The sequence below is a fragment of the Paragemmobacter straminiformis genome (genome assembly GCF_014243445.1).
GTDB lineage: Bacteria > Pseudomonadota > Alphaproteobacteria > Rhodobacterales > Rhodobacteraceae > Paragemmobacter > Paragemmobacter straminiformis.
Window position 1 is genome coordinate 193098 of record NZ_JACLQD010000003.1, and the last position, 23387, is coordinate 216484.

The 23387-nt window shown below is 67.6% G+C and carries 21 protein-coding genes; 4 read left to right on the top strand and 17 right to left on the bottom strand.

Features of this window, described 5'->3' with window-relative positions:
* Window position 1: 1 nt before the first annotated feature.
* On the bottom strand, window positions 2–247 hold the full coding sequence (locus tag H7F16_RS11485; RefSeq protein ID WP_185797742.1) for a DUF4170 domain-containing protein: 246 nt from the start codon (window positions 245–247) through the stop codon (window positions 2–4).
* Between the two features lie 158 nt (window positions 248–405).
* Window positions 406–840 carry a hypothetical protein gene (locus H7F16_RS11490; RefSeq protein ID WP_185797743.1) on the bottom strand — a complete coding sequence of 145 codons (435 nt, stop codon included), beginning with the start codon at window positions 838–840 and terminating at the stop codon, window positions 406–408.
* Between the two features lie 243 nt (window positions 841–1083).
* Between H7F16_RS11490 and H7F16_RS11495 the strand changes: the two genes are divergently transcribed.
* Complete coding sequence (locus tag H7F16_RS11495; protein ID WP_185797744.1) at window positions 1084–3564, top strand: DEAD/DEAH box helicase; 2481 nt, start codon at window positions 1084–1086, stop codon at window positions 3562–3564.
* Between the two features lie 199 nt (window positions 3565–3763).
* On the opposite strand, the gene H7F16_RS11500 is transcribed toward H7F16_RS11495, so the two are convergent.
* The 3 genes from H7F16_RS11500 to H7F16_RS11510 form a co-directional block, all read right to left on the bottom strand.
* A complete protein-coding gene (locus H7F16_RS11500) occupies window positions 3764–4534 on the bottom strand; it encodes a 3'(2'),5'-bisphosphate nucleotidase CysQ (protein WP_185797745.1) in 771 nt (256 codons plus the stop codon).
* Entirely contained in the window at window positions 4521–5864 is a 1344-nt protein-coding gene (locus H7F16_RS11505; RefSeq protein ID WP_185797746.1) for a TldD/PmbA family protein, read from the bottom strand. Before H7F16_RS11505 ends, H7F16_RS11500 begins: the two co-directional genes overlap by 14 nt.
* Before the next feature lie 121 nt (window positions 5865–5985).
* Window positions 5986–7533: a DUF2125 domain-containing protein gene (locus H7F16_RS11510; protein WP_185797747.1), complete on the bottom strand. Its 1548-nt coding sequence runs from the start codon at window positions 7531–7533 to the stop codon at window positions 5986–5988.
* Between the two features lie 119 nt (window positions 7534–7652).
* Here H7F16_RS11510 and H7F16_RS11515 point away from each other — a divergent pair, with 119 nt between their 5' ends.
* Window positions 7653–8399, top strand: a complete 747-nt coding sequence (locus H7F16_RS11515) for an SDR family oxidoreductase (protein WP_194308472.1) — start codon at window positions 7653–7655, stop codon at window positions 8397–8399.
* Window positions 8396–9004, top strand: a complete 609-nt coding sequence (locus H7F16_RS11520) for an enoyl-CoA hydratase/isomerase family protein (protein WP_338402000.1) — start codon at window positions 8396–8398, stop codon at window positions 9002–9004. Before H7F16_RS11515 ends, H7F16_RS11520 begins: the two co-directional genes overlap by 4 nt.
* A gap of 114 nt (window positions 9005–9118) precedes the next feature.
* On the opposite strand, the gene H7F16_RS11525 is transcribed toward H7F16_RS11520, so the two are convergent.
* On the bottom strand, window positions 9119–9409 hold the full coding sequence (locus H7F16_RS11525; RefSeq protein ID WP_185797750.1) for an HNH endonuclease family protein: 291 nt from the start codon (window positions 9407–9409) through the stop codon (window positions 9119–9121).
* A 37-nt stretch (window positions 9410–9446) separates the two neighbouring features.
* Here H7F16_RS11525 and H7F16_RS11530 point away from each other — a divergent pair, with 37 nt between their 5' ends.
* A complete protein-coding gene (locus H7F16_RS11530) occupies window positions 9447–10607 on the top strand; it encodes a TIGR03862 family flavoprotein (RefSeq protein ID WP_185798127.1) in 1161 nt (386 codons plus the stop codon).
* A gap of 197 nt (window positions 10608–10804) precedes the next feature.
* On the opposite strand, the gene H7F16_RS11535 is transcribed toward H7F16_RS11530, so the two are convergent.
* The 11 genes from H7F16_RS11535 to leuS all read right to left on the bottom strand — a co-directional run bounded on the left by H7F16_RS11535 (window position 10805) and on the right by leuS (window position 23357).
* Entirely contained in the window at window positions 10805–12226 is a 1422-nt protein-coding gene (locus H7F16_RS11535; protein WP_185798128.1) for a gamma-aminobutyraldehyde dehydrogenase, read from the bottom strand.
* A 34-nt stretch (window positions 12227–12260) separates the two neighbouring features.
* Window positions 12261–13067 carry an ABC transporter permease gene (locus H7F16_RS11540; RefSeq protein ID WP_185797751.1) on the bottom strand — a complete coding sequence of 269 codons (807 nt, stop codon included), beginning with the start codon at window positions 13065–13067 and terminating at the stop codon, window positions 12261–12263.
* The gene (locus tag H7F16_RS11545; protein WP_185797752.1) at window positions 13057–14004 is read right to left on the bottom strand and encodes an ABC transporter permease; all 948 of its coding nucleotides are present in this window, start codon (window positions 14002–14004) and stop codon (window positions 13057–13059) included. The genes H7F16_RS11540 and H7F16_RS11545 overlap by 11 nt, the downstream gene beginning before the upstream one ends.
* The gene (locus H7F16_RS11550; protein WP_185797753.1) at window positions 14001–15038 is read right to left on the bottom strand and encodes an ABC transporter ATP-binding protein; all 1038 of its coding nucleotides are present in this window, start codon (window positions 15036–15038) and stop codon (window positions 14001–14003) included. The genes H7F16_RS11545 and H7F16_RS11550 overlap by 4 nt, the downstream gene beginning before the upstream one ends.
* 94 nt (window positions 15039–15132) lie before the next feature.
* Window positions 15133–16299, bottom strand: coding sequence for an ABC transporter substrate-binding protein (locus tag H7F16_RS11555; RefSeq protein ID WP_185797754.1), 1167 nt, complete (start codon window positions 16297–16299; stop codon window positions 15133–15135).
* A 311-nt stretch (window positions 16300–16610) separates the two neighbouring features.
* Window positions 16611–17513, bottom strand: a complete 903-nt coding sequence (locus tag H7F16_RS11560) for a LysR family transcriptional regulator (RefSeq protein WP_185797755.1) — start codon at window positions 17511–17513, stop codon at window positions 16611–16613.
* Between the two features lie 67 nt (window positions 17514–17580).
* Window positions 17581–18021: a GAF domain-containing protein gene (locus H7F16_RS11565; protein WP_241741423.1), complete on the bottom strand. Its 441-nt coding sequence runs from the start codon at window positions 18019–18021 to the stop codon at window positions 17581–17583.
* A gap of 41 nt (window positions 18022–18062) precedes the next feature.
* Complete coding sequence (locus H7F16_RS11570; protein WP_185797757.1) at window positions 18063–19130, bottom strand: HPP family protein; 1068 nt, start codon at window positions 19128–19130, stop codon at window positions 18063–18065.
* Between the two features lie 180 nt (window positions 19131–19310).
* Entirely contained in the window at window positions 19311–20333 is a 1023-nt protein-coding gene (gene holA / locus H7F16_RS11575; RefSeq protein ID WP_185797758.1) for a DNA polymerase III subunit delta, read from the bottom strand.
* Window positions 20330–20812 (bottom strand): LPS assembly lipoprotein LptE, encoded by a 483-nt coding sequence (gene lptE / locus H7F16_RS11580; protein ID WP_185797759.1) that lies wholly within the window; start codon window positions 20810–20812, stop codon window positions 20330–20332. Before lptE ends, holA begins: the two co-directional genes overlap by 4 nt.
* A complete protein-coding gene (gene leuS, locus H7F16_RS11585) occupies window positions 20799–23357 on the bottom strand; it encodes a leucine--tRNA ligase (protein WP_185797760.1) in 2559 nt (852 codons plus the stop codon). Before leuS ends, lptE begins: the two co-directional genes overlap by 14 nt.
* Window positions 23358–23387 lie beyond the last annotated feature (30 nt).

Sequence of the window (23387 nt, forward strand, 5' to 3'; positions counted from 1 at the left end):
TTTACTCGCCCAGCTCTTCGGTCGACGAGCCTGCGGCGGCCTCGTCCCGCAGGCGGTGGATATGGGCGATGTAATAGCGCATATGCGCGTTGTCGACGGTGCGCTGGGCTTCGGCCTTCCATGCCGAAAAGGCGGTGGCATAGTCGGGAAACATTCCGACGATGTGGATTTTCGAGACGTCCTTGAAGACGTTCTTCTGGGGGGAAACCAGTTCGCCGCCGAAAACGAGGTGAAGGCGTTGGGTCATCTTTACAGCTGCTCCGAGGGGGAAGAGACGCGCCTAGGGTAACGGGTGGCGGGGCGGGTTGGAAGGGGGCGCGGGCCTGCCGGCCCCGTGCCATGCCCGGCGCAGGCGGTCTGGCCGCGCCGCCGCGATGCGGGCGGGAAGGGAAGTGGCCGCCCCGTTCAGCGCAAGAGTTCGTAAACCTCGGCGAAATCGGGCGAGAACCTTTGATGCACGAAGGTCCATTGCCCGTCGATCCGCGAGGCGGCAAGAAAGGCGTAGAGGCGGCCTTTGTCGGCGCCGAACATCATCAGATAGACCTCGAATTCGGTGCTGAGGGGGCGGGCCACCAGCACGGCGCAATCGTCATAGCCCAAGGGCGCGCGGGCTTCGAGTTCGGCGATCATCGCCTGACGGTCGCCCGTCAGCATCACGGCGGCGGGGTCGAGCGCCTCGGTCAGTTCGCGGTAGTCGCCGCGCAGGACCGAATCGATCACCGGAGTGAGCAGCGGGGCCGAGCCTGTGGTCAGGCCATCTTCGCACAGACCGGCATGGGCGGCGGGTGCTGCCAGTGCAAGGGCGGCACAGCAGGCGAGGATGCGGAAAAGCTGGGGCATGGGCCTGTCGGGGTTGGGATGTCGCCCCAAGCCATAGCCGCTGAAGGCCGGTCGGGGAAGGAAGATTAACGGCCCGCGCGACGTCAAGGCTGTATACAAAGGGCCGCCGATCCTGTAGGCGGCAGCGTGTTACGGCCCGAGATATCCGGGGCAGGGGGCGAGGAGGCCGCCCTGCGCAGGGGAGAGAGGTGCCGGACTTTTGGTGCTTTTCGGGCGCGATACGCCGCCCCTTCAGGAAATGACATGAACGATCTGGATATTGCCGCGCCTTTGGCTGCGGCCCTTTCGGCCAAGGGCTATGAAGCCCTGACCGCTGTGCAACTTGCGGTGATCGCACCCGAAATCGCAGGGCGCGATTTGCTGGTGTCGGCCCAGACGGGCAGCGGCAAGACCGTGGCCTTTGGCCTTGCGATGGCTGCCGAGGTGTTGGGCGGCGTGGACAAGCTGCTTTACGCCGACAAGCCGCTGGCGCTGGTCGTCGCGCCGACGCGCGAGTTGGCGCAGCAGGTGCAGCGCGAATTCGAATGGCTTTACGCCGGAACGGGCGCGCTGATCGCATCCTGCGTGGGCGGGATGGATTACCGCACCGAAAAGCGGGCGCTGGACCGCGGGGCGCATATCGTCGTGGGCACGCCGGGGCGCTTGCGCGACCATATCGAGCGGCGCTCGCTTGACCTGTCGGGCGTGAAGGCCGTGGTGCTGGACGAGGCCGACGAGATGCTGGATCTGGGCTTTGCCGAGGATCTGGAATTCATCCTCGGTTCCGCAGCGGAAGAGCGGCGGACCATGATGTTTTCGGCCACGGTGCCGAAAGAGATCGAAAAGCTGGCGGCGACCTTCCAGCGCGACGCGCTGCGGATCGTGGCGCAGGGGGAATCGAAGCAGCATACCGATATCGAATACCGGGCGCTTTCGGTGCAGGCGCGCGATCGGGAACATGCGATCTTCAACGTGCTGCGTTTCTACGAGGCGCAGACCGCCATCGTCTTTTGCAAGACGCGGGTGAACGTGAACCATCTGCTTGCCCGCATGGCGAACCGTGGCTTTCAGGCCGTGGCGCTGTCGGGCGAGTTGAGCCAGACCGAACGGATGCACGCGCTTCAGGCGCTGCGCGACGGGCGGGCGCGGATTTGCATCGCCACCGACGTTGCGGCGCGGGGCATCGACCTGCCGGGGTTGGAGCTGGTGATCCATGCGGATCTGCCCAGCAATTCCGAAACGCTGCTGCACCGGTCGGGCCGGACGGGGCGTGCGGGCAAGAAGGGCACTTCGGTGCTGATCGTGCCGCCGGCCGAGTTCAAGAAGGCGCAGCGCCTGCTGCAGGGGGCGAAGCTGGCTGCCGAATGGGGCAAGGCCCCGTCGGCGGAAGAGGTGCAGGCCAAGGATGACGTGCGCCTGCTGGAGCATCCGGCGCTGGCCGCCGATGCGGCGGACGAGACGGTGATGGTGACGCAGCTGCTTGAGCGGTTCGGACCCGAGCAGGTCGCCGCCGGTTTCGTGCGGCTGTGGCGCGAGGGGCGGTCGGCCCCCGAGGTTCTGTCGGATGCGGTGACGCCGGTTGCCAGCGCCCCGCGCGAACGCGGCGAGTTCGGGCCTTCGGTCTGGTTCTCGCTGTCGGTCGGGCATACGGGGCGGGCCGAGGCGCGTTGGCTGCTGCCCAAGGTCTGCGAGACGGGTGGCATCACCAAGGACGGGATCGGCGCGATCCGCGTGCAGCAGGAACAGACCTTCGTGCAGATCGCCGATCAGGTGGCGGGGCGCTTCCCCGCTTCGGTCGAGATCGAACCCGGTCTTGTGATGACCAAGCTTGACGGCGAGCCGTCGATGGAGCGGCCCGAGCGTCCGGCCTTTGGCGCCAAGCCCGAGCGGCGCGCGCCTGCGCCGCGTGCCGTGCGCGAGGAGCGGCCGGCACGCGAAGAGCGGCCGGTGACCGCCGAGCGGGCGGAGCGGCCGAGCTATTCGGGCAAGCCGCCGCGCGTGGTGGAAGAGGGCGCCGAGGGGTCGGGCTGGTCGCCCGCCACCGACACCGCCCCGCCGCGCGAGGCCGAGGGTGCGCGCAGCTATGACAAAAAGCCCTATGCGCCGCGTGCGGCCTATGGCGAGAAGAAAGCCTATACGCCGCGGGCGGCCGAGGGCGAGAAGAAGCCCTATGCCCCCCGTGCGGCCTATGGCGACAAGAAGCCCTATGCCCCGCGCGATGCGGATGGCGAGAAAAAGCCCTATGCGCCGCGTGCCGCCTATGGCGACAAGAAACCCTACGCCCCGCGCGAGGGTGGTGGCTATGGCGACAAGAAGCCCTATGCGCCGCGTGCCGCAGGGGCCGAGGGCGAAACCGCAAAGCCGCGCTGGAAAGGCGAGGCGGGCAAGTCGGCGGGTTTCAAGAGCCACGGCGGGTCGCCGGACCGTCCGGCCAAGGCCGCTGGGTTCAAGACGCATGGCGACAAGCCGGCCTATGCGCCGCGTGGTGACGGGCCTGCCAAGCCGCGGGGCGAATGGGCCCCCAAGGCGGATGGCGCGAAACCCTATCGCGGCAAGTCCGAAGGTGGCGCGGATGCGCGCCCCTACAAGGGCAAGCCGGATGGTGCCAAGCCCGAGGGCCGGACATGGGGCAGCAAGCCCGCAGGGTCGGGCGGGGCCAAGCCCTTTGCCAAGCCGAAGCCTGCCGCGCCGCGGATGGATGCCAAGGACACCTCGAAGCGGTTCGTGCCGCCGAAGAAGAAGTGATCTTTCGGTTGTGAACCGGGGGCCGTGCAGGGAACTGCGCGGCCCTTTTGCTTTGCTGCCAGCCCGATTGCCAGCCCGATCGCGCGGCTGCGCCGCATGCCTGTTGCGAAGGCGGGGGGCGTTGCCCCCCTGACGGTGCCGCGGGGCGGCACCTCCCCCCAGAGTATTTGGCGCAAGGATGAAGGGGGTTTCGGGGCGGTCAGAGACGGGCGAGGAGGGCTGCGTGCAGCGCGGGGGCGGCGGCGATCAGGCCATCGGATTGCGGGTGGGGGCGGTTGAACCGCAGGGGTTCGCCCCTGGCATCCGTGACCGTCGCGCCTGCGCGCTGGCAGATGAGCGCGCCTGCGGCGATGTCCCATTCCCAGCCCTGCCGGAAGGAGAGCATCCCGTCGAAGCGGCCCTGTGCCACGAGGGCGAGGCGGTAGGCGACCGAGGCGCGGAAGGAGCGTTTCAGGTCGGGCACGCCGCCGGGCCAGAGATCGGGCCTCATGTTGGCGGCGGGGGTGAGGATGGTCGCGCCCTCGATCCCCGCGATGGTGCTGGCGGTGATCGGATCGCCGTTGAGCGTGGCAGGGCCTTGGGCGGTGGCGGCGAAAAGGCGGTTCAGCGCGGGGAGGTAGACGACCCCCGCCGTGACCTGCCCGCCCTTTGCGATGGCGATGGCGTGGCTGAAGCTGTCTTCGCCCGCGATGAAGGCGCGGGTGCCGTCGATCGGGTCGAGGATGAACTGGGAGTCGGTCGACAGGCGGGCGGGGTCGTCGGGCGTTTCCTCGGACAGCCAGCCATAGGCGGGGCGGGCGGCGCGCAGGTGCTTTTGCAGCGCGTCGTTCACGGCGATGTCGGCTTCGGTGACGGGGCCTTCGTCGCCCTTTTCCCACTGCTTCGGGCTGCGCTTCCAGTAGCGGAGCGCGATGCGGCCTGCGATGCGGGCGGCGTCGATCAGCAGGGCAAGGTCATCAGCTTCCGGCAAGGGTCATCCCGTCGATCAGGCAGGAGGGGACGCGGGTGGAGAGGTGGTCGCGGGCGTCATTGGCGGGGACGAGGCGGAGGAGCATGTCGCGCAGGTTGCCGGCGATGGTGCATTCGTTGACGGGGTGCGCGATTTCGCCGTTCACCACCCAGAAGCCCGCCGCCCCGCGCGAGTAGTCGCCCGTGGTGGGGTTGATGGTGGAGCCGATCATCGAGGTGACGTAGAGGCCGGTTCCCATGTCGCGCAGCAACGCCTCGCGCGAGAGGGGGCCTTGGGTCAGGTCGATGTTCGAGGTCGAGGGCGAGGGCGGCGAGGAGGTGCCGCGCGTGGCGTTGGCGGTGCTTTGCATGCCCAGTTTGCGGGCGGTGCCAAGGTCGAGCGTCCAGCCCGTCAGGATGCCGTTTTCGACGATGGCGCGGCGGGCGGTGGGCAGGCCTTCGGCGTCAAAAGGGCGCGAGCCGCCGATGCGGGGGCGGTGCGGGTCTTCGATCACCGAGAGGGCGGCGGGAAGCACCTGTTGGCCGAGCGCGTCGCGGAGCCACGAGGCGCCGCGGGCGATGGCCGCGCCGTTGATGGCGGAAAGGAGATGTCCGATCAGCGAGGCGGCGACGCGTTCGTCGAAGAGGACGGGGTAGGTGCCGGTTTTCGGCTTCGTGGCCCCCGCGCGGGCAAGGGCGCGGTCGGCGGCAAGCTCTCCGATGCCGCGGGCTGCGGGCAGGTCGGATTGGTAGGTGCGCGATTCGCCGGACCAGTCGCGTTCCATCTGCGTGCCGGACCCGGTGAAGGCCACGGCGGACAGGCTGCGCGAGGTGCGGGAATAGCCGCCGGAAAAGCCGTTGGTCGCCGCGATGTGCAGGGCGCGCGCGGAATAGCCGGCCGAGGCTTCGACCTGCGAGATGCCCGCGCGTGACAGGGCGGCGGCTTCGACGGCGCGGCAATCCTGTTCCAGAGCGGCGGCCGAGGGTTCGGGGGCGCTGTCGGCAAGGTCGAGCGCGGCAAGGTTCCAGTCGCGGGCGATTTGCGACGGGTCGGCAAGGCCGACGGTCGGGTCCTGCGGGGCCTCGCGCGCCATGGCCACGGCGCGTTCGGCCAAGGCGGCAATCGTGCGGTCCGAAAGGTCCGATGCCGAAACGCAGGCCTGACGCCCGCCCAGCAGCACGCGCAGGCCGATTTCCACGGCCTCGGCCCGTTCCGCCTGTTCGAGCGCGCCTTGGCGCAGGTCGATCGAGAGCGAGGTTCCCGAGACGGCCATTGCATCGGCAGCCTCGGCCCCCGCTTTTTTCGCGGCGTCGAGCAGGCGGGCGGTGAGGGTTTCGAGCGATGCGGTCATGGCGTTCCCTTTGGGCTGCGGGATGGAGGTAGTCCGGCCGCGCCGCCGCTGCAAGCGGCGGGTCGCAAATGGCACGGCCCCCGCGAGCGGTGCGGGGGCCGTGCCATCGGTACAGGCAGGCTTACTGCAGGCGCTGGCCGTTGGCGTAGAAGCCCTTGTCCTTGAATTCGAGGGTCGAGGAAAGCTCGTCCTCGCCCGTGGCATTGGCGAACATGGACAGCATCATGCGCATACCCATGACCTGATCTTCGGGCATGAGGCCCATCGCCACCAGCTTGTCCATCAGGGTGTTGGCCCCCGTCGCCTTGAGGTCGATCTTGCCGGTGGGGGCGGGCATTCCGCCATAGGTCGTGGTGTCGGTGTTGTCGAAGGTGAAAGCCCCGTTGCCGGTGAGTTCGGCCCCCGCGAATTTGGCGCGGAGTTCCGTCACCTCGAGCGAGTTCAGCTCGCCCGGCGGGGTGGCGGTCTGGCCTGCGGCCTTCATCGCGGCGGCGTCGAAGAGGCTGGCTTTCAGCGTGGCGGTGCCTTTGGTGTCGATCACCAGTGTCGCGGGGTCGCGCGGCAGTTGCTTGGTCGGGTCGAACATGTCCCACACCTCGTCCGAGATGGTGAAATCGACGAGCTTGGTGAGAAGCTTGAAATCGGCAGGGGTTTCGGACGCGCTGACCGGCATCAGGAAATCGAACGCGGTTTCGGCGTAGGACAGCGAGATTTGCGGGAAGGGAATGTCGGGCGAGGACATGGTGGTGGTCACGCCCGTGGCGCTGCCGGAATAGGCGATGCGCTGGTCGTTCATGCCGAAGGACAGGGCGGCGGTGGCCCCCTTGCCCGACAGCTTGGTGTTGCCCCGCGCGTCGGTCACATCGACCTCGACGGTGGATTCGCCGGCATTGAAGCTGCCGTCGGTGGCGAAGCCCGCCTTGAGGGCGGCCGCCATGTCGGCCATCGCGGCGGCGTTCAGGATGGTGCCGTTGGTGGTGCCGGTGATGTCCTTCATGGTGAAGGCGACCGTGCCGCTGGACGGCGCGGCGGTGCCGTCGGTCGAGGGCGAGGGATCGGGGTCGGTGCCTGCAAAGGAAACGGTCAGGCTGTCGGCGGAATAGCTTGAGGAGAGCGCGTTCCTGTCGCCGTCGGGGGTGAAGATGTATTTGCCCGCCATATTGGCGAGTTCGGCCTTGGCGGTGATGTCGACCGCTTCGGTTTCCACGCCTTCGACCCCGGTCAGGGCGATGGTGACGCTGGGTCCGGTGAAGCTGTAGCTGGTTTCGGCAGTGTCGCCCGAGGCGAGGATGGTCAGGTCAGGCTGGTCGATCTGCAACGAGATGGTCGTGGGATCGCCCCCCGCCGCTTCGGGCGGAAGTGTCAGGGTCAGCGGGTAGCTGTCGGACATGGTGACCTTGACCGTGCCGTCGCCCATGTCGGCAAAGACCATTTCCCCGATGGTGCCCGCGGCTTTCACCCCGTTCTGGTCGTAGTTGATGGCAAGGCCGGTCACGGTGAGCGTGTCGCCCTGATCGTCGACATTGCCTGCCGTCAGCGTCTGGCCGTAGCTGGCGGAGAGGTCCTGCCATGATTGCCAGACCTGCGCGGGGGTGACATCGGCGAAGGCCGGAACCTGCGCGCAAAGGGTGGCAAGGGCAGTGCTGCCCGCGAGCGACCAGAATTTCATGAAAACCTCGTGACCTGAAGAGAAATGCGGGGAAAGCATCCTCTTCGGAACGGGAGGGGTCAAGGGATTACATCGGAAACGGTGTGCGGCTATTTGTAGGGAAAAGCGGAGGAGTGGGCATGCAGGGCAAGGTTGTGGTGATCACCGGCGCAAGCCGTGGCATCGGTGCGGCGGCGGCGCGGGAATTTGCGGCGGCAGGGGCAAAGCTGGCGCTTCTGGCGCGCAGCGGCGGCGAGATCGCGGCTTTGGCGGACGAACTGGGGCCCGAGGCGATGGCCCTGCCCTGCGATGTGGCCGAGTGGACCTCGGTTCGCGGGGCGGTGGCGGCGGTGGTGGCGCGGTTCGGGCGCATCGACGTCATGGTGAACAATGCCGGGGTGATCGAGCCGATCGCGCGGCTTGCTGATGCGGAAGCCGGAGATTTCGGGCGGGCGGTGGACATCAACCTGAAGGGCGTGTTCCACGGGATGAAGGCGGTCATTCCGCAGATGCGGGCGCAGGGGGCGGGGACGGTCATCACCGTTTCGTCCGGTGCGGCGGTGAACCCGCTCGAGGGTTGGGGCGGATACTGTTCGTCGAAGGCGGGGGCGCTGATGCTGACGCGGGTGGCGGATGTCGAGGAACGGCCCAACGGCCTGCGCGTGCTGGGCTTGTCGCCCGGCACGGTGGCGACCGGCATGCAGGTGACGATCCGGGCGAGCGGGGTGAATGCGGTCAGCCGTCTGGACCCTTCGGCCCATATCCCCGCCGAATGGGCGGCCAAGGCGCTGGTCTGGATGTGCGGGGCGGCGGCGGACCCGTGGCTGGGGGCCGATGTGTCGCTGCGCGAGGAGCGGGTACGGCGGGCCGTGGGGCTGATCGCGTGATCCGCGTTCACGACGAGGGGGGCTTGGAGGGGGGCTTGCGCCTTGTGGTGCTGGACCGCGCCGACAAGGCCAATGCGCTGACGGCGGCGATGCTGGCCGATCTGGCGGCGGCGGTGGAAACGGCCGAGGGCTTTGCTGCGCTGGTGGTGACCGGAGCGGGAAAGGTGTTCTCGGCCGGTGCGGATTTGCAGGGCATGGCCGAAGGGCTTGGCGATGCGCCCGAATGGGGGCGGCTGACGGCGGCGCTGGACGGGTTTCGCGGCCTGTCGGTGGCGGCGCTGAACGGAACGCTGGCGGGGGGCGCCTTTGGCATGGCGCTGGCCTGCGATTTGCGGGTTTGCGTGCCGGGGGCCGAATTCTTCTATCCGGTGATGAAACGCGGCTACCTGCCGCAACCGTCCGACCCGAAGCGGTTGGCCGCGCTGGTCGGCCCGTCGCGGGCGCGGATGATCCTGCTGGCGGGGGCGCGGATCGGTGCGGCCGAGGCACTGGGCTGGGGGCTTGTGGACCGCGTCGCGGATGATGCGCTGGCTGCGGCGCGGGCCTTGTGTGCCGATGCGCTGGCGGCGGGCGCGCATGGGGCGCGGATCAAGGCGCTGTTCTGAGGGCGACCACCTTTGCCCCCGGTCGCGTCGCCGCAGCAAAGGGGGCGCGGCCGTTCCGGAACGTCGGCTTCGGGTGCCGCCCGTGCTGTGAGTATTTGGGCAAGGATGAAGCGGTCAGCGTTTCCGTTTCGGCACGCGGGACAGGAATTCGGGCGGGCGTCTGGCGACCCAGTTCAGAAAGGGTTCGAGGCGCGGATCGGCCCGCAGCGCCTCGGGGGTGTTGAGGGTTCGGGCCAGCTCGGCCTCGGAAATGCGGGCGTGGATTTCCTTGTGGCAGATGTGATGCAAAAGCACGGTCGGACCGCCCTTGCCACCTTTGAGCTTGGGGATCAGATGGTGCAGGCTTTGCGGCACCCCGGGCGGGATGGGGCGCAGGCAGAGCGGGCAAAGGGGTGTGTCTTGCATGGGTGACAAGAATGGCGCGGAAACGGGCGGGGGCAAGATGGACGCGCTGGTGATCGGGGCGGGGCCTGCGGGGCTGATGGCGGCGGAAGAGCTGGCGCGCGCGGGGCGGCGCGTGGTGATCTGCGAGGCCAAGCCGAGCGCGGGGCGCAAGTTCCTGATGGCGGGGAAATCGGGGCTGAACGTCACCAAGGACGAGGAGGCGGCGCGGTTTCTGGCGGCCTACGGGTCGGGCTGGCTGGCGCCGATGCTGGCCGAATTCGGGCCGCAGGCGGTGCAGGACTGGTGCCGCGGGCTGGGGCAAGAGGTGTTCACGGGTTCCTCGGGGCGGGTGTTTCCGGTGGCGATGAAGGCCTCGCCGCTGCTGCGGGCGTGGCTGGCGCGGCTGGGTGGCATGGGGGTCGAGTTGCGCGTGCGCTGGCGCTGGGAGGGGTTCGGGGGCGAGGGAGAGGGCGAGGGCGGGGGCCTGCGCTTTCTGACGCCTGCGGGGGTGCAGGTGCTGCATCCGGCGGTGACGGTGCTGGCGCTTGGCGGGGCAAGCTGGGCGCGGCTCGGGTCGGACGGGGTCTGGGTGCCGTGGTTGCGCGCGCGCGGGGTCGAGGTGGCGGCCTTCCGGCCCGCGAACATGGGGTTCGGTGTGGTCTGGTCGACGCATATGGCAAAATGGTTCGGGCAGCCCGTGAAGGGGGCGGCGCTGCTTGTCGGGGCGCGGCGCGAGCGGGGCGAGTTCGTGATCTCGGCGCGCGGGCTCGAGGGCGGGGGCATCTATGCCGTCAGCCGCGATCTGCGCGAAGGGGCGGCGCTGGCGCTGGATTTCCTGCCCGACCTGCCCGAGGCCGAGGTGGCCGCGCGGCTGGCAAGACTGAAGCCGGGCGAGACGCTGGCGAACCGCCTGCGCAAGCTGGGGCTGTCGCCTGTGGCGGTCGCGCTTGTGATGGAATGGGGGCGGGGGCTGCCGCCCGCGCAGGCGGCCAAGCACCTGCCGGTGCCGCTGGGGGGGCCAAGACCGCTCGACGAGGCGATTTCGGTCGCCGGAGGTGTGACACAGGGGGCGGTCACCGAAGGGCTTGAATTGAAGGCCGTGCCGCGCGTCTTTGTCTGCGGCGAGATGCTGGATTGGGAGGCGCCGACGGGGGGCTATCTGCTGACCGGATGCCTTGCCACGGGGCGCCGGGCGGGCAGGGCTGCGGCCTTGGCCTGACCGTTGCACGGGGGGCTGTCTGCCCCCCGCGGCGCAGGAAGCGCCGCCCCCCCGAGGATATTTCCGCGAGTATGAAAGCCGGCTGACGGCTTTGCCCCTTCATCCTTGTCCAAATACTCTCGGGGGGAGTCGCGCCCTGCGCGACGGGGGGCGGACAGCCCCCCTTTGTGCGGTTTGCAGGCGGCGACCGGCTTGCCCTAGTGCTTGATCATCACGTGGCGGACCACGGTGTAATCTTCCAGCGCATAGGCGGACATGTCCTTGCCGTAGCCGGATTGCTTCAGCCCGCCGTGGGGCATTTCGTTGACCAGCATGAAATGCGTGTTCACCCAGGTGCAGCCGTAGCGCAGGCGGGCGGCGGTGGACATGGCGCGGCCCACGTCGCGGGTCCAGACCGACGAGGCGAGGCCGTAGTCGCTGTCGTTGGCCCAGGTCACCGCCTGATCCGGGTCGGTGAAGGGGGTGATCGACACGACGGGGCCGAAAACCTCGCGCCGGACGATCTCGTCCTCTTGGCGGGCGCCGGCGATGACGGTGGGTTTGTAGTAGAAGCCGTTCGGCATCACCTCGCCGCCGGTCGTGACCTCGATATGCCCTACCTCGCGCGCGCGGTTGACGAAGCTTGCGACGCGGTCGCGCTGGCGCAGCGAGATGAGCGGCCCGATTTCGTTGGCGCTGTCGTCATCAAGCCCGAGGGCGATGGAGGAGACGGCCGAGGTGAGGTCGGCCACCAGCCGGTCATAGACCTTCTTGCCGGCGTAGATGCGGCAGGCGGCGGTGCAATCCTGCCCGGCGTTGTAATAGCCGAATGCGCGCAGCCCTTCGACGACCTGATCCACATCGGCATCGTCGAACACGATCACCGGGGCCTTGCCGCCAAGTTCGAGATGGGTGCGTTTGACGGTCTTTGCCGCCGCGTCCAGCATCTTCTTGCCGGTCGCCACGTCACCCGTGAGCGAGATCATGTCCACGCCGGGATGGTTGATGAGGTAGCTGCCCACCGTCTGGCCGCGCCCTGTCAGGACCGAGACCACGCCTTCGGGCAGTTCCTCGGCCAATATCCGCGCCATTTTCAGCGCGGTGAGCGGGGTTTGCTCGGAAGGTTTGAAAACCACCGTATTGCCGCCGCCGATGGCGGGGCCGAGTTTCCATGCCATCATCATCAGCGGATAGTTCCACGGCGCGATCGAGGCGATGACGCCCACGGGGTCGCGGCGGATCATGCTGGTATGGCCGGCCATGTATTCCCCCGCGAGCGATCCGTGCTGGGTGCGGACGGCGCCTGCGAAGAAGCGGTAGCAATCGACGATGGCGGGGATTTCGTCGTTGCGCGCGGCGTTGATCGGCTTGCCGCAGTTCAGCGCCTCGAGTGCGGCGAAGGCGTCGGCTTCGGCCTCGATCCGGTCTGCGATGCGCAGCAGGGCGGCGGCGCGTTCGGCGGGCGTGGTGCGCGACCATCCGTCAAAGGCGCGGCGGGCGGCGGCGACGGCGCGGTCGACCTGTGCGGTCGAGGCCTCGGGCACGTCGAGGATCAGCGCGCCGGTGCGCGGGTTGAGGACGGGTTCCTTGGCCTCTTGTCCCTGCTCGAAGGCAGAGCCGATCAGAAGCTGGGTGTCGATGGTCATATGCGCGCTGTCCATGTGGACCTCCCTTTCATTTGCCCGAACCGGCGGTCTCGGCGCCGTCGCGGGTGAGGTAATAGGCGATGAGGATGGGGAAGAAGGTGGCGAGAAAGACGACGATGGCGACGACGTTGGTCACGGGGCGTTCACGCGGCCGCACCAGTTCTTGCAGCATCCAGATGGGCAGGGTGCTTTGCTGGCCTGCGGTGAAGGTGGTCACGATCACCTCGTCGAAGGACAGGGCGAAGGCGAGCATCCCCCCCGCCAGCAGCGCCGAGCCGAGGTTGGGCAAAAGCACGTGGCGGAAGGTCTGGAAGCTGTTCGCGCCAAGGTCGGCCGACGCCTCGAGGATACCGCCCGACAGGCGGCGGAAGCGGGCGACGGCGTTGTTGTAGACGATGACGATGCAAAAGGTGGCGTGGCCGAGGATGATCGTCAGCGTCGAGAACGGGATGTCCATGATCGAGAAGGCCGAGCGCAGCGACATGCCGGTGATGACGCCGGGCAGGGCGATGGGCAGCAGGATCAGAAGCGAGATCTGGTCGCGCCCGAAGAAGCGGCTTTGCACCATCGCCGCCGATACGAGCGTGCCGAGGATCAGCGCCAGCAGCGTCGAAACCGAGGCGACCCAGAGCGAGAGGTAGAGCGGCGGCCAGATGTCGGCGCGGTTCCATGCCACGGCAAACCATTGGGTGGTCAGGCCGGGGGGCGGAAAGGCGTAGGATTTCTCCTCGGTCGTGAAGGCATAGAGGAAAACGACGAGGATCGGCAGGTGCAGGAACAGCAGCCCCGCCGTGGCCGAGAGACGCAGGCCGATCGAGGCGCGGTCAGAGTGCATCGAAGGCCCCCATGCGCTTGGCGACGGTCAGGTAGAGCAGCATGATGACGATGGGCACCACGGCAAAGGCGGCGGCGAGGGGGATGTTTCCGGCGGTGCCCTGCAACTGGTAGACCGCAAGGCCGATGAAGCGGGCCGAGGTGCCGACGATCTGGGGGATGATGTAATCGCCCATCGTCAGCGAGAATGTGAAGATGGACCCCGCGATGATGCCCGGAAGCGCCAGCGGAAAGACCACCGTGCGGAAGGTCTGCGACCGGCTGGCGCCGAGGTCGGCCGAGGCTTCGAGCATGGAGTTCGGCACGCGTTCCAGCGCGGCCTGCATCGGCAGGATCATGTAGGGAAGCCAGATGTAGACAAAGACGAGGAAGGTGCCGATCCACGATGTGGACAGGGAATTGCCGCCGATACCGGGGATGGAGAGGACCGCGTTCAGCACCATCGACAGGTGCAGCGCGTCTGCGGCCCATGTGATGATGCCCTCTTTGGCAAGGATCAGTTTCCAGGCGTAGACCTTGACCAGATAGCTCGACCACAGCGGCAGCATCACGCCGAGGTAGAACACCGCCTTCCAGCGCCCCTTGGCGAAACGGGCGGCGTAATAGGCGATGGGAAAGGCGATGATCGCACAGCCCAAGGTGACGGCGGCAGACATCAGAAGTGTGCGGATGATGATGTCGAGGTTCTGCGCGCGGAAAAGCTCGGCATAGGTTTTCAGGGTGAATTCCTGTTTCACCACGCCCGAGAATTCGTCGATGGAATAGAAGGATTGCAGCAAGAGCGCCGCCAGAGACCCGAGGTAGACAAGGCCGAGCCAGATCAGCGGCGGGGCGAGCAGGATGCCCAGAAGCAGGCGCGGACGGCGCCAGAAGATTGCCGTGAGCCGGTCGGCAAGGCCGCGTTCGGCAAGGATGGCAGGGGCGGCGGCGGGTATCATCCCTCGCCCTCCATCACATGCAGGGCAGCGGGATCGAAGGCGATGCCGACGGTCGCGCCGGTTTCGGGCAAGGGCTGGCCCGCTGGGACGAGGGCCGAGATTTCCGTGCCCTGCGTCGCCACGGTCACGCGGTTGCCTGCGCCGAGGTAGCGGTGGGTCGTGACGGTGCCCGACAGCGCCACGCCGTCGGGCGCGGTCAGGCGCAGCGCCTCGGGCCGCAGCGAGGACCATGCGGCGGGGCCGCCGAAGGCGCGGGTCACATCGGGCGGCAGCACGTTGGACGAGCCGACGAAATCGGCCACAAAGCGCGTGCGCGGCCGGGCGTAGACCTGTGCCGGCGTGCCGATCTGGGCGATGCGGCCATTGTTGAACACGGCAAGGCTGTCGGCCATGCTCAGCGCCTCGCCCTGGTCATGGGTGACGAAGATGAAGGTGATGCCGAGGCGGGCTTGCAGGGTTTTCAATTCGTCCTGCATCGCCTCGCGCAGCTTGAGGTCGAGCGCGCCGAGCGGTTCGTCGAGCAAGAGAACGCGGGGTTCGTTGACGAGGGCGCGGGCAAGGGCGACGCGCTGGCGCTGGCCGCCGGAAAGCTGGGCGGGCTTGCGGTCTCCGTAGCCGTCGAGCTTGACGAGCGACAGCATCTCTTCGGCGCGGTCGTCGCGAGTGCGGCGGTCGACGCCCTTGACCATCAGCCCGTAGGCCACGTTGTCGCGCACGCTCATATGCGGAAAGAGCGCGTAGTCCTGAAAGACGGTGTTCACGTTGCGGCGGTTGGGGGGGATGTCGGAAACGTCCTGCCCGAAGATGCGGATGCTGCCCGCCGTGGGTTTCTCGAAGCCCGAGATCAGCCGCAGGCAGGTGGTCTTGCCGGAACCCGAGGGGCCGAGCATGGCGAAGAACGAGCCTTCGGCAATGGTCAGGTCAACCCCGTCGACCGCCTTCACCGGCGCCGTGGCAGGGCCGAAGTGACGCGAGACAGAGCGGAATTCGACTGCGGGGGACGGGGCGGCAGGGGACGGGGCGGCAGGGGACATGGGGCAACCGGGACATGAAGGGAAATTCCCCCGCGACGGGCGCGGGGGTCAGTCAGGTCGTGGCCCCGCTGCCGGGGCCACGGGACGCGCGGTCTTAGCGGCCGCCGATCACGCCGATGTAGTCGGACACCCAGCGGTAGTAGGGCACGCAGGCGCCTTCGCCCAGCGAGCAGTCCGAAACGGGGGTGGTCCAGAAGCGGATCTTGTCGAAGTCGTCATAGCCGTTGGCGTGGCAGCCTTCGGCGGTTTGCATGCCGCGCCCGTCGGTGCAGGCGGCGGGAACCGACGGCACCGCGCCGAACCAGACCGACAGGTCGGATTGCAGGTTGGACGAAAGCTGGTGGTCGAACCACTTGTAGGCGCAGTTCGGGTGTTCGCTGTCGACGTGCAGCATGGTGGTATCGGCCCAGCCCGTCGCGCCCTCTTGCGGGATGGTCGAGGCGATGGGCAGTTTCTCGCCCTGAAGCAGATTGACCTGGAAGGGCCAGGAGCCGGAGGCAACCACGCCTTCGTTCTTGAAATCGTCGATCTGGATAAAGGCGTCATGCCAGTAGCGGCTGACAAGCTGGCGCTGGCCGCGCAGCAGGTCGAGCGCGGCCTTGTACTGGTCCTCGTTCAGTTCGTAGGGCGATTTGATGCCAAGCTCGGGCTTGTGGAACATCAGGTATTGCGCGGCATCCGCGATATGGATCGGGCCGTCATAGGCCTGAACGCGGCCTTCGTTCGACTTGCCGTCGGGCAGGTCCATCTTTTCAAAGACGACATTCCACGAGGTCGGCGGTTCCTTGAACACCTCGGTGTTGTACATCAGCACGTTGGGGCCCCACATGTAGGGCACGCCGTAATGCTTGCCGTCGACCGTGTGCCACGGCGCGTCTTGCAGGCGCGGGTCGATGGTCGACCACGAGGGGATCAGGTCCTTGTTGATTTCCTGCACGCGGCCGCCCGCGATCAGGCGCAGCGAGGCGTCGCCCGAAGCGGTGACAAGGTCGAAGCCGCCTTCGTTCATCAGGGCGACCATCTCGTCCGAGGTGTTGGCGGTCTTGACCGTCACCTTGCAGCCGGTCGATTCCTCGAATTTGGTCACCCAGTCATAGGCGGGGTCGGTTTCGCCGCGTTCGACATAGCCCGCCCAGGCAACGATCGAGAGCGCACCTTCGCCTTCGCCGACTTCGGTCATCTGGGCGAGGGCGGGCGAGAGGCCCGTGGCGAGGGCGAGGCTGGCGGTGCAGAGGCCGGTCGTGAACTTCGTGAAGGTCATGAGATTCTCCCTGTGAGAATGTGCGTGCCGAATTTTTCCGGTCATCCGCGAAGAGTAGAGCGAGGGAGGCCTTTCGCAATATCAAAAATGGGATGGGCGGTATCGGTTTTTCCGATGGGTCGAACGGGGGGCCGCCCTTGGGGGGCATCGAGCCCCCGCGCGGGCGGGCTGCCGCGCGGCGGGTCTGCGGGGGCGCGCGGGTGCCTGCGGTTGGGCCGAGTATTTGGGCAAGGGTGAAAGGGCATCGCGCCGCGCCTGTTCATCCTTGCCGCAAATACTCATCTTGCGGCGTTTCGTGCAGGGCGCGCGGTCTAGCGTTCCGGAACGCCCGTCTGCGCCGAGCGCACGAAATTGAGCGCGGGCGGCGAGAGTGGCGCGCCGCGCCGCCATGCAAGGCCCACTTGCACCGAAGGCAGATCGCCCGAGACGTCGCGGATTTCGATGCGGTCGCCTTCGAGCGACCACGGGCGGTAGACGAGGCTGGGCAGGATGGCGAGGCCCGCGCCGGTGGCGACGAGCGAGCGCACGGCCTCGACGCTGCGGGTGCGGAAGGCGATTTCGGGTTTCACGGGAAGGGCTGCGGTGAGGCGGCGGGTGGATTCCTCGATCTCGTCCACCATGAGCTGGATGAGCGGAAGGCCCGCAAGCTCTTCGAGGGCGATGGATTCCTGCTGCGCCAGCGCGTGGCCGAGCGGCAGCCAGAGGCGGTAGGGCGAGACGAGCAGGGTTTCGACGTTCAGCGCCAGACGGTCGCGGACCGAGGAGGTGAGCAGGACTGCGACGTCAAGCTCTCCGCCGATGAGCAGATGTTGCAGGTATTCGCCCGAATCCTCGATGACGTTGAGTTCCACCTTTGGGAAGGCGCGGCGGAAGCGTTGCAGGATGTCGGAGAGGACATAGCCCGCGACGAGTTGCGTCACTCCGAGCGACAGGCGGCCCGTGGCGGTTTCGGCCTCTTCGCGAAAGGAGGAGCGGGCGGTGGCGACGTCTGACAGGATTTGCCGCGCGTGGCGCAGGAAGGCCGAGCCTTTGTGCGTGATCAGCAGGCCGCGCGCCTGACGGTCGAAGAGCGTGACGCCGAGATCGTCCTCGAGGGCGCGGATCGCCTCGGTCACCGAGGATTGCGAGATGGACAGGGCGCGCGCGGCACCCGAGACAGAGCCGGCCTCGGCCGCGGCGATGAAGAACTGAAGCTGGCGGAGCGTGAAGGCCATGACCGGTGCTGTTGCGGCAGGCCGCCGGAGGATGCATGTCGCATCCGCCGGACCCCCTGCGGGATATTCAGGTGGCTGTGAACAAGGCGTCGGTGAGCAGTGTCGCGCGGGCTTCGGCCACGAGGGACAGGTAGGCTTGCAGCTTTTCGGGCGTGAAGTGGTGGGCTTCGGCCAAAAGGTTGACCGTGGCGGTTATGGTGCCCGTGACATCGGCGACGGGGATGTTCAGCGCCGAGCCGAGCCCCATCGAGGTGATGAGCGCGTGGTCGAAGAAATGCTTCTCGAACTCGGCCGGGGTGTTGGCGAGGAAGGGTCGGGCCTTGCGGATGCAATGGTCGAACCATGCGTCATCCAGCATCGGCTTGGTGCCTTGGGCCGGATATTCGGCCGGATGCGAGGTATAGGCGCGGCGTGACAGCCCCGCCGCGCGGTCAAGGATCGAGACGGTGAAAAGCCGCGTGCCGAGGGCGGCGCAGGCTTGGTGCAATCGGGCGATGGGATGGGTCATGCGGCCCATATCGCCACGAGAGGCGGCGGCTGTCCAGAGGGTCAGGCACCGCGCAGGCGGGCGGCGAGCAGCGCGATGAGGTCGGAGCGCGTGACGAGCCCCGCGAGGGCCGTGCCGTTCAGGATGGGCACGGCTTGCTGGTGGCCGTCGGAAAGCAGGTTCATCAGCGTGGCGGCTGTGGTTTCGGGCGTGGCCGTTTCGACCGGGGTTGCCAGATCGGCGGCGGTCAGGGTGGCATCGGTCAGGCCAAGGAGGGCGGCCTGGTCGAGAAGCCCCGCGTAGTGGCCGCCGTCGGTGACGGGCAGGGTCTTGAAGCGGTGGGTGCGGAATTCCTGCGCGAGGGTCGCCAGCGGCGTCGCGGGCGGCACGGTCACCAGATCGCGCGACATGATGTCGGCGGCGGTGAGGTCGCCCAGATGGTGGGCGGCGGCTTCGGTCTCGGCGGCGGTGATGACGCGGGCAAGGTCTTCGACGCCGATGTTGGGGGTCATCCGGAGGCGGTCGAGAATGGTTGCCAGCTCGGGCGGGGTAAGGCCGAGGCGGCGGTCGGGGAGCGGATCCTTGGTGCCGTGCGGAGAGGGCGCGGGCTGGCGGAAGGGATAGACGCGGCCCGTCGCGTGGTTCCAGACGATGCCTGCGGCCACGAGAAGGGCTGTGCCTGCGGCCACGGGGGCAAGGGCAAAGGCCCATGTCGGCGGATGCGCGCCGCCCGCGGCAAGGACCGTGGCGAGTGCGACGGCCCCGGCAGGGGGATGGAACGAGCGGGTTGCCCCCATCGCGGCGATGGCAAGCGCCACGGCAAGGGGGGCGGCGATCAGCGGCGTCTGCGTCACCTGCAGCGTCACAAGGGCGGCGAGGGCGGCAAGCGTGTTGCCCGCGATGGCGCTGAAGGGCTGGGCAAGCGGGCTGTTCGGCACGACGAAGATCAGGAAGGCCGACGCGCCAAAGGGGGCGATCAGCGTCAGATGCGTGGGATCGCCGCCCGAAAGGCTCCACAGGATCAGGTCGCAGGCGAGAAGGCCCAAGGCGGCACCGAGGGCGGCGCGTGTCACCTCGGCCGCATGGGGGGTGGGCATGACGGGGCCGAACATGCGGAGGAGGCGGGACATGGGCGCGGGCCTTATGGTGTATTTCTGCCCGATGTTTAGGCAGTTGGCGCGGGAATGGCGAGGGGGCGGCACGTGCCGGGGCGTTTCTGACGCAAGATTCGGGTTGGGCGGAGCGGTTGCCGTGAGGGCGATATCCGTTTCCTGCGTCAGGAAACGTCGCAAATCCTGCGTCAGGATTTGCTAGCGGCGCTGGGCCAGCATGGCGAGGCGGATCAGCGCGCGTTCCATCAGCGCAAGCGAGGGCGCGCGCGAGGCGGAGCGGAGCGTGAGGTCGGTTTCCACCAGCAGGGTGATGGCATCCTCGAGCTTGCGGGTGCCCCAGTTCGATGCCTGCCGCTGCATCGCATCGCGGGCCTTGAAGGGAATGCCGCGCGCCTTGGCGATGCCTGCCGACACGCCGCCCGGATCGGTGACCGCGCCGTAAAGGGCGCGGAAATGGCGCATGGCGGCGATGCAGAGGGCGACGGGCTGGGTGCCCTGCGCTTCAAGCCGGCGCAGCAGGGGGGCGAGGTCGGTCACGCGGCCCTCGGCTGCGGCGGTGATGAGGTCGTCGACCTCGGCCTCGATGGTGGCGGGGGCAAGGGCGGCCACCTCGGCCGGGGTGAGGGGGGTCGCATCGCCGTATTTGTAGAGCGCGATCTTGTCGAGCGTCTGGCGGAAATCGCCGGGGTCGATGGCGCGGGCAAGGGCGGCAAGGTCGGTCATCGCCTCTCGGTCGATGTTTGTCAGGCCGGCTTTGGCAAGTGCGGCCTCGATCTCCTCGCGGCTGGGCGGGTCGTCATAAAGGCCCGCGCAGAAGGCCGAAGGGTGCTTTTCGAACAGCGTCTTGAGGGTGGATTTGCCGGTGAGGTTTCCGGCGGTGACGACGATCTGGGCATCGCCCGCGCGCCATTCCATCAGGGCGGTGGTCAGCGTGGCGGTCAGCGTGTCGGTGGCGTCTTCGACAAAGGCCACGCGCGGGCCGGGAAAGAACCCCTGCGATTTGATCGCGTCGAGCAGCAGGGCTGCATCTTTGCGCAGGTCGGCGGCGGGAATGCGACTGAGGCGCATCTCCTGTTCGCCCTGCGGGCCGATCAGGGCGGCGATCACCTCTTGCCGCTTGAGGGCGACGCGCATGGTATCGGCGCCAAAGATCAGCAGGCCGGTCTTGGCGGGGTCGGGTTTGGCGAAATAGCGGGTCGCCTCGGCCCCCCGAAGGATCATGGCGCTTCGGCGATCAGCCGTGCGACGATGTCGTCGGCGAGGATGGTCATGAGCCGCTCGGCCGCCGCCTCTTCGGCGGTGACGCCCGCCACGGTGCTGCCGGTTGCCGACCACGAGGTGAAGTTGCGCACGGTGCCGCCTGCCGCGCGGGTGCCGGTGGCGTTTTCGGTCAGCGTATAGGTGGCCTCGCCCTTGAGCGTGTAGCGCGTGATATCGTTGGCGGGCGAAATGCCGCCGCTGACACGTTCGACCCTCAGGCTGTAGGTCAGGGTGTATTCGGCGGTGCTTGCCTGCCCGAGGCGCGCGCTGAGCCGCCCGGCAAAGGCGAATTCGTTGCGGCTGTCGGGGGCCTGGACGGCGACGCGGCCGCGCAGCCTGTCACCGCCCGCGCCGGGGGCATAGGCGGGGGTAAAGCCGCAGGCCGCCACCGGAAGGGCGGCCAGCAGGATCAGGAACTGGCGACGGTCAGACGACGACATTGATGATACGCCCCGGAACGACGATGATCTTCTTCACGGGTTGCCCCGCGAGGAATTTGACCACAGCTTCGTCGGTGAGGGCGATCTTTTCAACCTCGGATGCGGGCATGTCGGCCGGAACGGTGATTTCCGCGCGGCGCTTGCCGTTGATCTGGATCGGCAGGGTGATGCTGTCGTCGACCAGCAGGGCCGGATCGGCCTTTGGCCATGCCGCCTGCGCCACAAGGCCCGCGCCGCCCAGCATTTGCCAGACCTCTTCGGCAAGGTGCGGGGTCATCGGCGACATGAGCTGCGCCATGACGCGCATGGCATCGGCCTTGGCGGCGGTGCCTGCGGCCGAGCGGTGCAGGGTGTTGGTGAATTCGTAAAGCTTGGCGATGGCCTTGTTGAAGGCAAAGCTTTCGATGCCGCGGGTGACTTCGTCCACGGCCTTGGCGGAGGCCTTGGCAAGGGCGGCATCTTCGGCCGCATTGGCAGGGGTGTTGCCGCGTGTCAGTTCGTCGGCGATGCGCCAGACGCGGGCGAGGTGTTTGTACGCGGCTTCGGCGCCCGAGGCGGTCCATTCCACGTCACGCTCGGGCGGGCTGTCGGACATGACGAACCAGCGCGCGGTATCGGCCCCGAAAGAGGCGATGATGTTCATCGGGTCGACGACGTTCTTCTTCGACTTGGACATCTTGGCCGAGGGGATCACCTCGATCGCGGTGCCGTCTTTCAGCGTCGCGCCGCTTTCGCTGCGGATGATGTCTTCGGGCAGGTGATAGACGGGGCGGCCGTTGGCATCGGTGGTCTTGTAGATCTCGTGCGTGACCATGCCTTGGGTGAAAAGCGCGTTGAAGGGTTCGATGGCCTTTTGCGGCAGGTGGCCCGTCTTGTGCATCGCGCGGGCGAAGAAGCGCGAGTAGAGCAGGTGGAGAATCGCGTGTTCGATGCCGCCGATGTACTGGTCGACGTTCATCCAGTAATCGGCATCCTCGGCCACGGTGGGGGTGGTGGCGCGGGGGGCGGTGAAGCGGGCGTAATACCACGAGGAATCGACGAAAGTGTCCATCGTGTCGGTTTCGCGCCGTGCCGCCGCGCCGCATTTCGGGCAGGTGCAGTCGCGCCATGTGGGATGGCGGTCGAGCGGGTTGCCCGGCTGGTCGAAGGTGACGTCGTCGGGCAATCTGACGGGCAGGTTCGCCTTGGATTCAGCGACCACGCCGCAGGTGACGCAATGCACGACCGGAATCGGGCAGCCCCAGTAGCGCTGGCGCGAGATGCCCCAGTCGCGCAGGCGGTAGTTGGTGACCCCGCGCCCGATGCCGTTCGATTCGCATTGGGCGATGGCGGCGGCGACGGCGTCCTCGCCGGTCTGCACCTCGGCTCCGGCGAAGCCGCGCAGGTAGCGGACGCGTTCGGATTTCATCGGGGCGAAGGCTTCGGCCAGCAGGGATTCGTCGGTGCCTTCGGCGGTGAACACGGACTTGATCGGCAGGCCGTATTTAGAGGCGAATTCGAAATCGCGCTGGTCATGGGCGGGGCAGCCGAAGATGGCGCCGGTGCCGTAATCCATCAGGATGAAATTGGCGATGTAGACGGGCAGTTCCCATGTGTTGTCAAAGGGGTGCAGCACGCGGATGCCGGTATCGAGCCCGCGCTTTTCGGCCTTTTCCAAGGCTTCCTCGCTGGTGCCGATGCGGCGGCATTCGGCGACGAATTCGGCAACCTTGGGGTCGTGGCGTTCAAGCTGTTTGGCCAAGGGGTGATCGGGCGAGATGGCCGCGAAGGACGCACCGAGCAGCGTGTCGGGGCGGGTGGTATAGACCTCGAGCCGGTCAAAGCCTTCGGGCGCGCCGGTGGTGGTAAAGGCGAATTGCAGGCCGCGCGACTTGCCGATCCAGTTGGCCTGCATCAGGCGGACTTTCTCGGGCCAGTCCTTGAGCGTGTCCAAAGCCTCGAGCAGCTCGCCGGAATAGTCCGAGATGCGGAAGAACCATTGCGTCAGCTCGCGCCGTTCGACCAGCGCGCCCGACCGCCAGCCGCGACCGTCGATCACCTGTTCGTTGGCAAGCACGGTCATGTCGACCGGATCCCAGTTCACCACGGCGTTCTTGCGGTAGATCAGGCCCGCTTCCATCATGTCGATGAACATGGCCTGTTGCTGGCCGTAATATTCGGGGTCGCAGGTGGCGAATTCGCGCGACCAGTCGATTGACAGGCCAAGCGGTTTCATCTGGCCGCGCATGTCGGCGATGTTGGAATAGGTCCATTCCTTGGGGTGGCCGCCGCGTTCCATCGCGGCATTCTCGGCGGGCATGCCAAAGGCGTCCCAGCCCATCGGGTGCAGGACCGAGAAGCCGCTTGCCGCCTTGTAGCGGGCGACCACGTCACCCATCGTATAGTTGCGCACATGGCCCATGTGGATGCGCCCCGAGGGGTAGGGGAACATTTCCAGCACGTAGTATTTCGGCTTGGACGGGTCGCGCCTGGCCGTAAAGGTGCCAGCCGCATCCCATGCGGCTTGCCATTTCGGTTCGGTCTGGCTTGGTTCGTAGCGCGACATCACTGGCCCCTCGGCGTATCCTGCGGGCGT

What these genes read in the sequence shown, in the direction of transcription:
- H7F16_RS11565 (WP_241741423.1), bottom strand. Translation starts at nt 18,021, where the DNA reads ATGACCCATCCCATCGCCCGATTGCACCAAGCCTGCGCCGCCCTCGGC.
- H7F16_RS11550 (WP_185797753.1), bottom strand. Translation starts at nt 15,038, where the DNA reads ATGTCCCCTGCCGCCCCGTCCCCTGCCGCCCCGTCCCCCGCAGTCGAA.
- H7F16_RS11485 (WP_185797742.1), bottom strand. Translation starts at nt 247, where the DNA reads ATGACCCAACGCCTTCACCTCGTTTTCGGCGGCGAACTGGTTTCCCCC.
- leuS (WP_185797760.1), bottom strand. Translation starts at nt 23,357, where the DNA reads ATGTCGCGCTACGAACCAAGCCAGACCGAACCGAAATGGCAAGCCGCA.
- lptE (WP_185797759.1), bottom strand. Translation starts at nt 20,812, where the DNA reads ATGTCGTCGTCTGACCGTCGCCAGTTCCTGATCCTGCTGGCCGCCCTT.
- H7F16_RS11490 (WP_185797743.1), bottom strand. Translation starts at nt 840, where the DNA reads ATGCCCCAGCTTTTCCGCATCCTCGCCTGCTGTGCCGCCCTTGCACTG.
- H7F16_RS11555 (WP_185797754.1), bottom strand. Translation starts at nt 16,299, where the DNA reads ATGACCTTCACGAAGTTCACGACCGGCCTCTGCACCGCCAGCCTCGCC.
- H7F16_RS11570 (WP_185797757.1), bottom strand. Translation starts at nt 19,130, where the DNA reads ATGTCCCGCCTCCTCCGCATGTTCGGCCCCGTCATGCCCACCCCCCAT.
- H7F16_RS11545 (WP_185797752.1), bottom strand. Translation starts at nt 14,004, where the DNA reads ATGATACCCGCCGCCGCCCCTGCCATCCTTGCCGAACGCGGCCTTGCC.
- H7F16_RS11495 (WP_185797744.1), top strand. Translation starts at nt 1,084, where the DNA reads ATGAACGATCTGGATATTGCCGCGCCTTTGGCTGCGGCCCTTTCGGCC.
- H7F16_RS11505 (WP_185797746.1), bottom strand. Translation starts at nt 5,864, where the DNA reads ATGACCGCATCGCTCGAAACCCTCACCGCCCGCCTGCTCGACGCCGCG.
- holA (WP_185797758.1), bottom strand. Translation starts at nt 20,333, where the DNA reads ATGATCCTTCGGGGGGCCGAGGCGACCCGCTATTTCGCCAAACCCGAC.
- H7F16_RS11560 (WP_185797755.1), bottom strand. Translation starts at nt 17,513, where the DNA reads ATGGCCTTCACGCTCCGCCAGCTTCAGTTCTTCATCGCCGCGGCCGAG.
- H7F16_RS11530 (WP_185798127.1), top strand. Translation starts at nt 9,447, where the DNA reads ATGGACGCGCTGGTGATCGGGGCGGGGCCTGCGGGGCTGATGGCGGCG.
- H7F16_RS11510 (WP_185797747.1), bottom strand. Translation starts at nt 7,533, where the DNA reads ATGAAATTCTGGTCGCTCGCGGGCAGCACTGCCCTTGCCACCCTTTGC.
- H7F16_RS11525 (WP_185797750.1), bottom strand. Translation starts at nt 9,409, where the DNA reads ATGCAAGACACACCCCTTTGCCCGCTCTGCCTGCGCCCCATCCCGCCC.
- H7F16_RS11515 (WP_194308472.1), top strand. Translation starts at nt 7,653, where the DNA reads ATGCAGGGCAAGGTTGTGGTGATCACCGGCGCAAGCCGTGGCATCGGT.
- H7F16_RS11540 (WP_185797751.1), bottom strand. Translation starts at nt 13,067, where the DNA reads ATGCACTCTGACCGCGCCTCGATCGGCCTGCGTCTCTCGGCCACGGCG.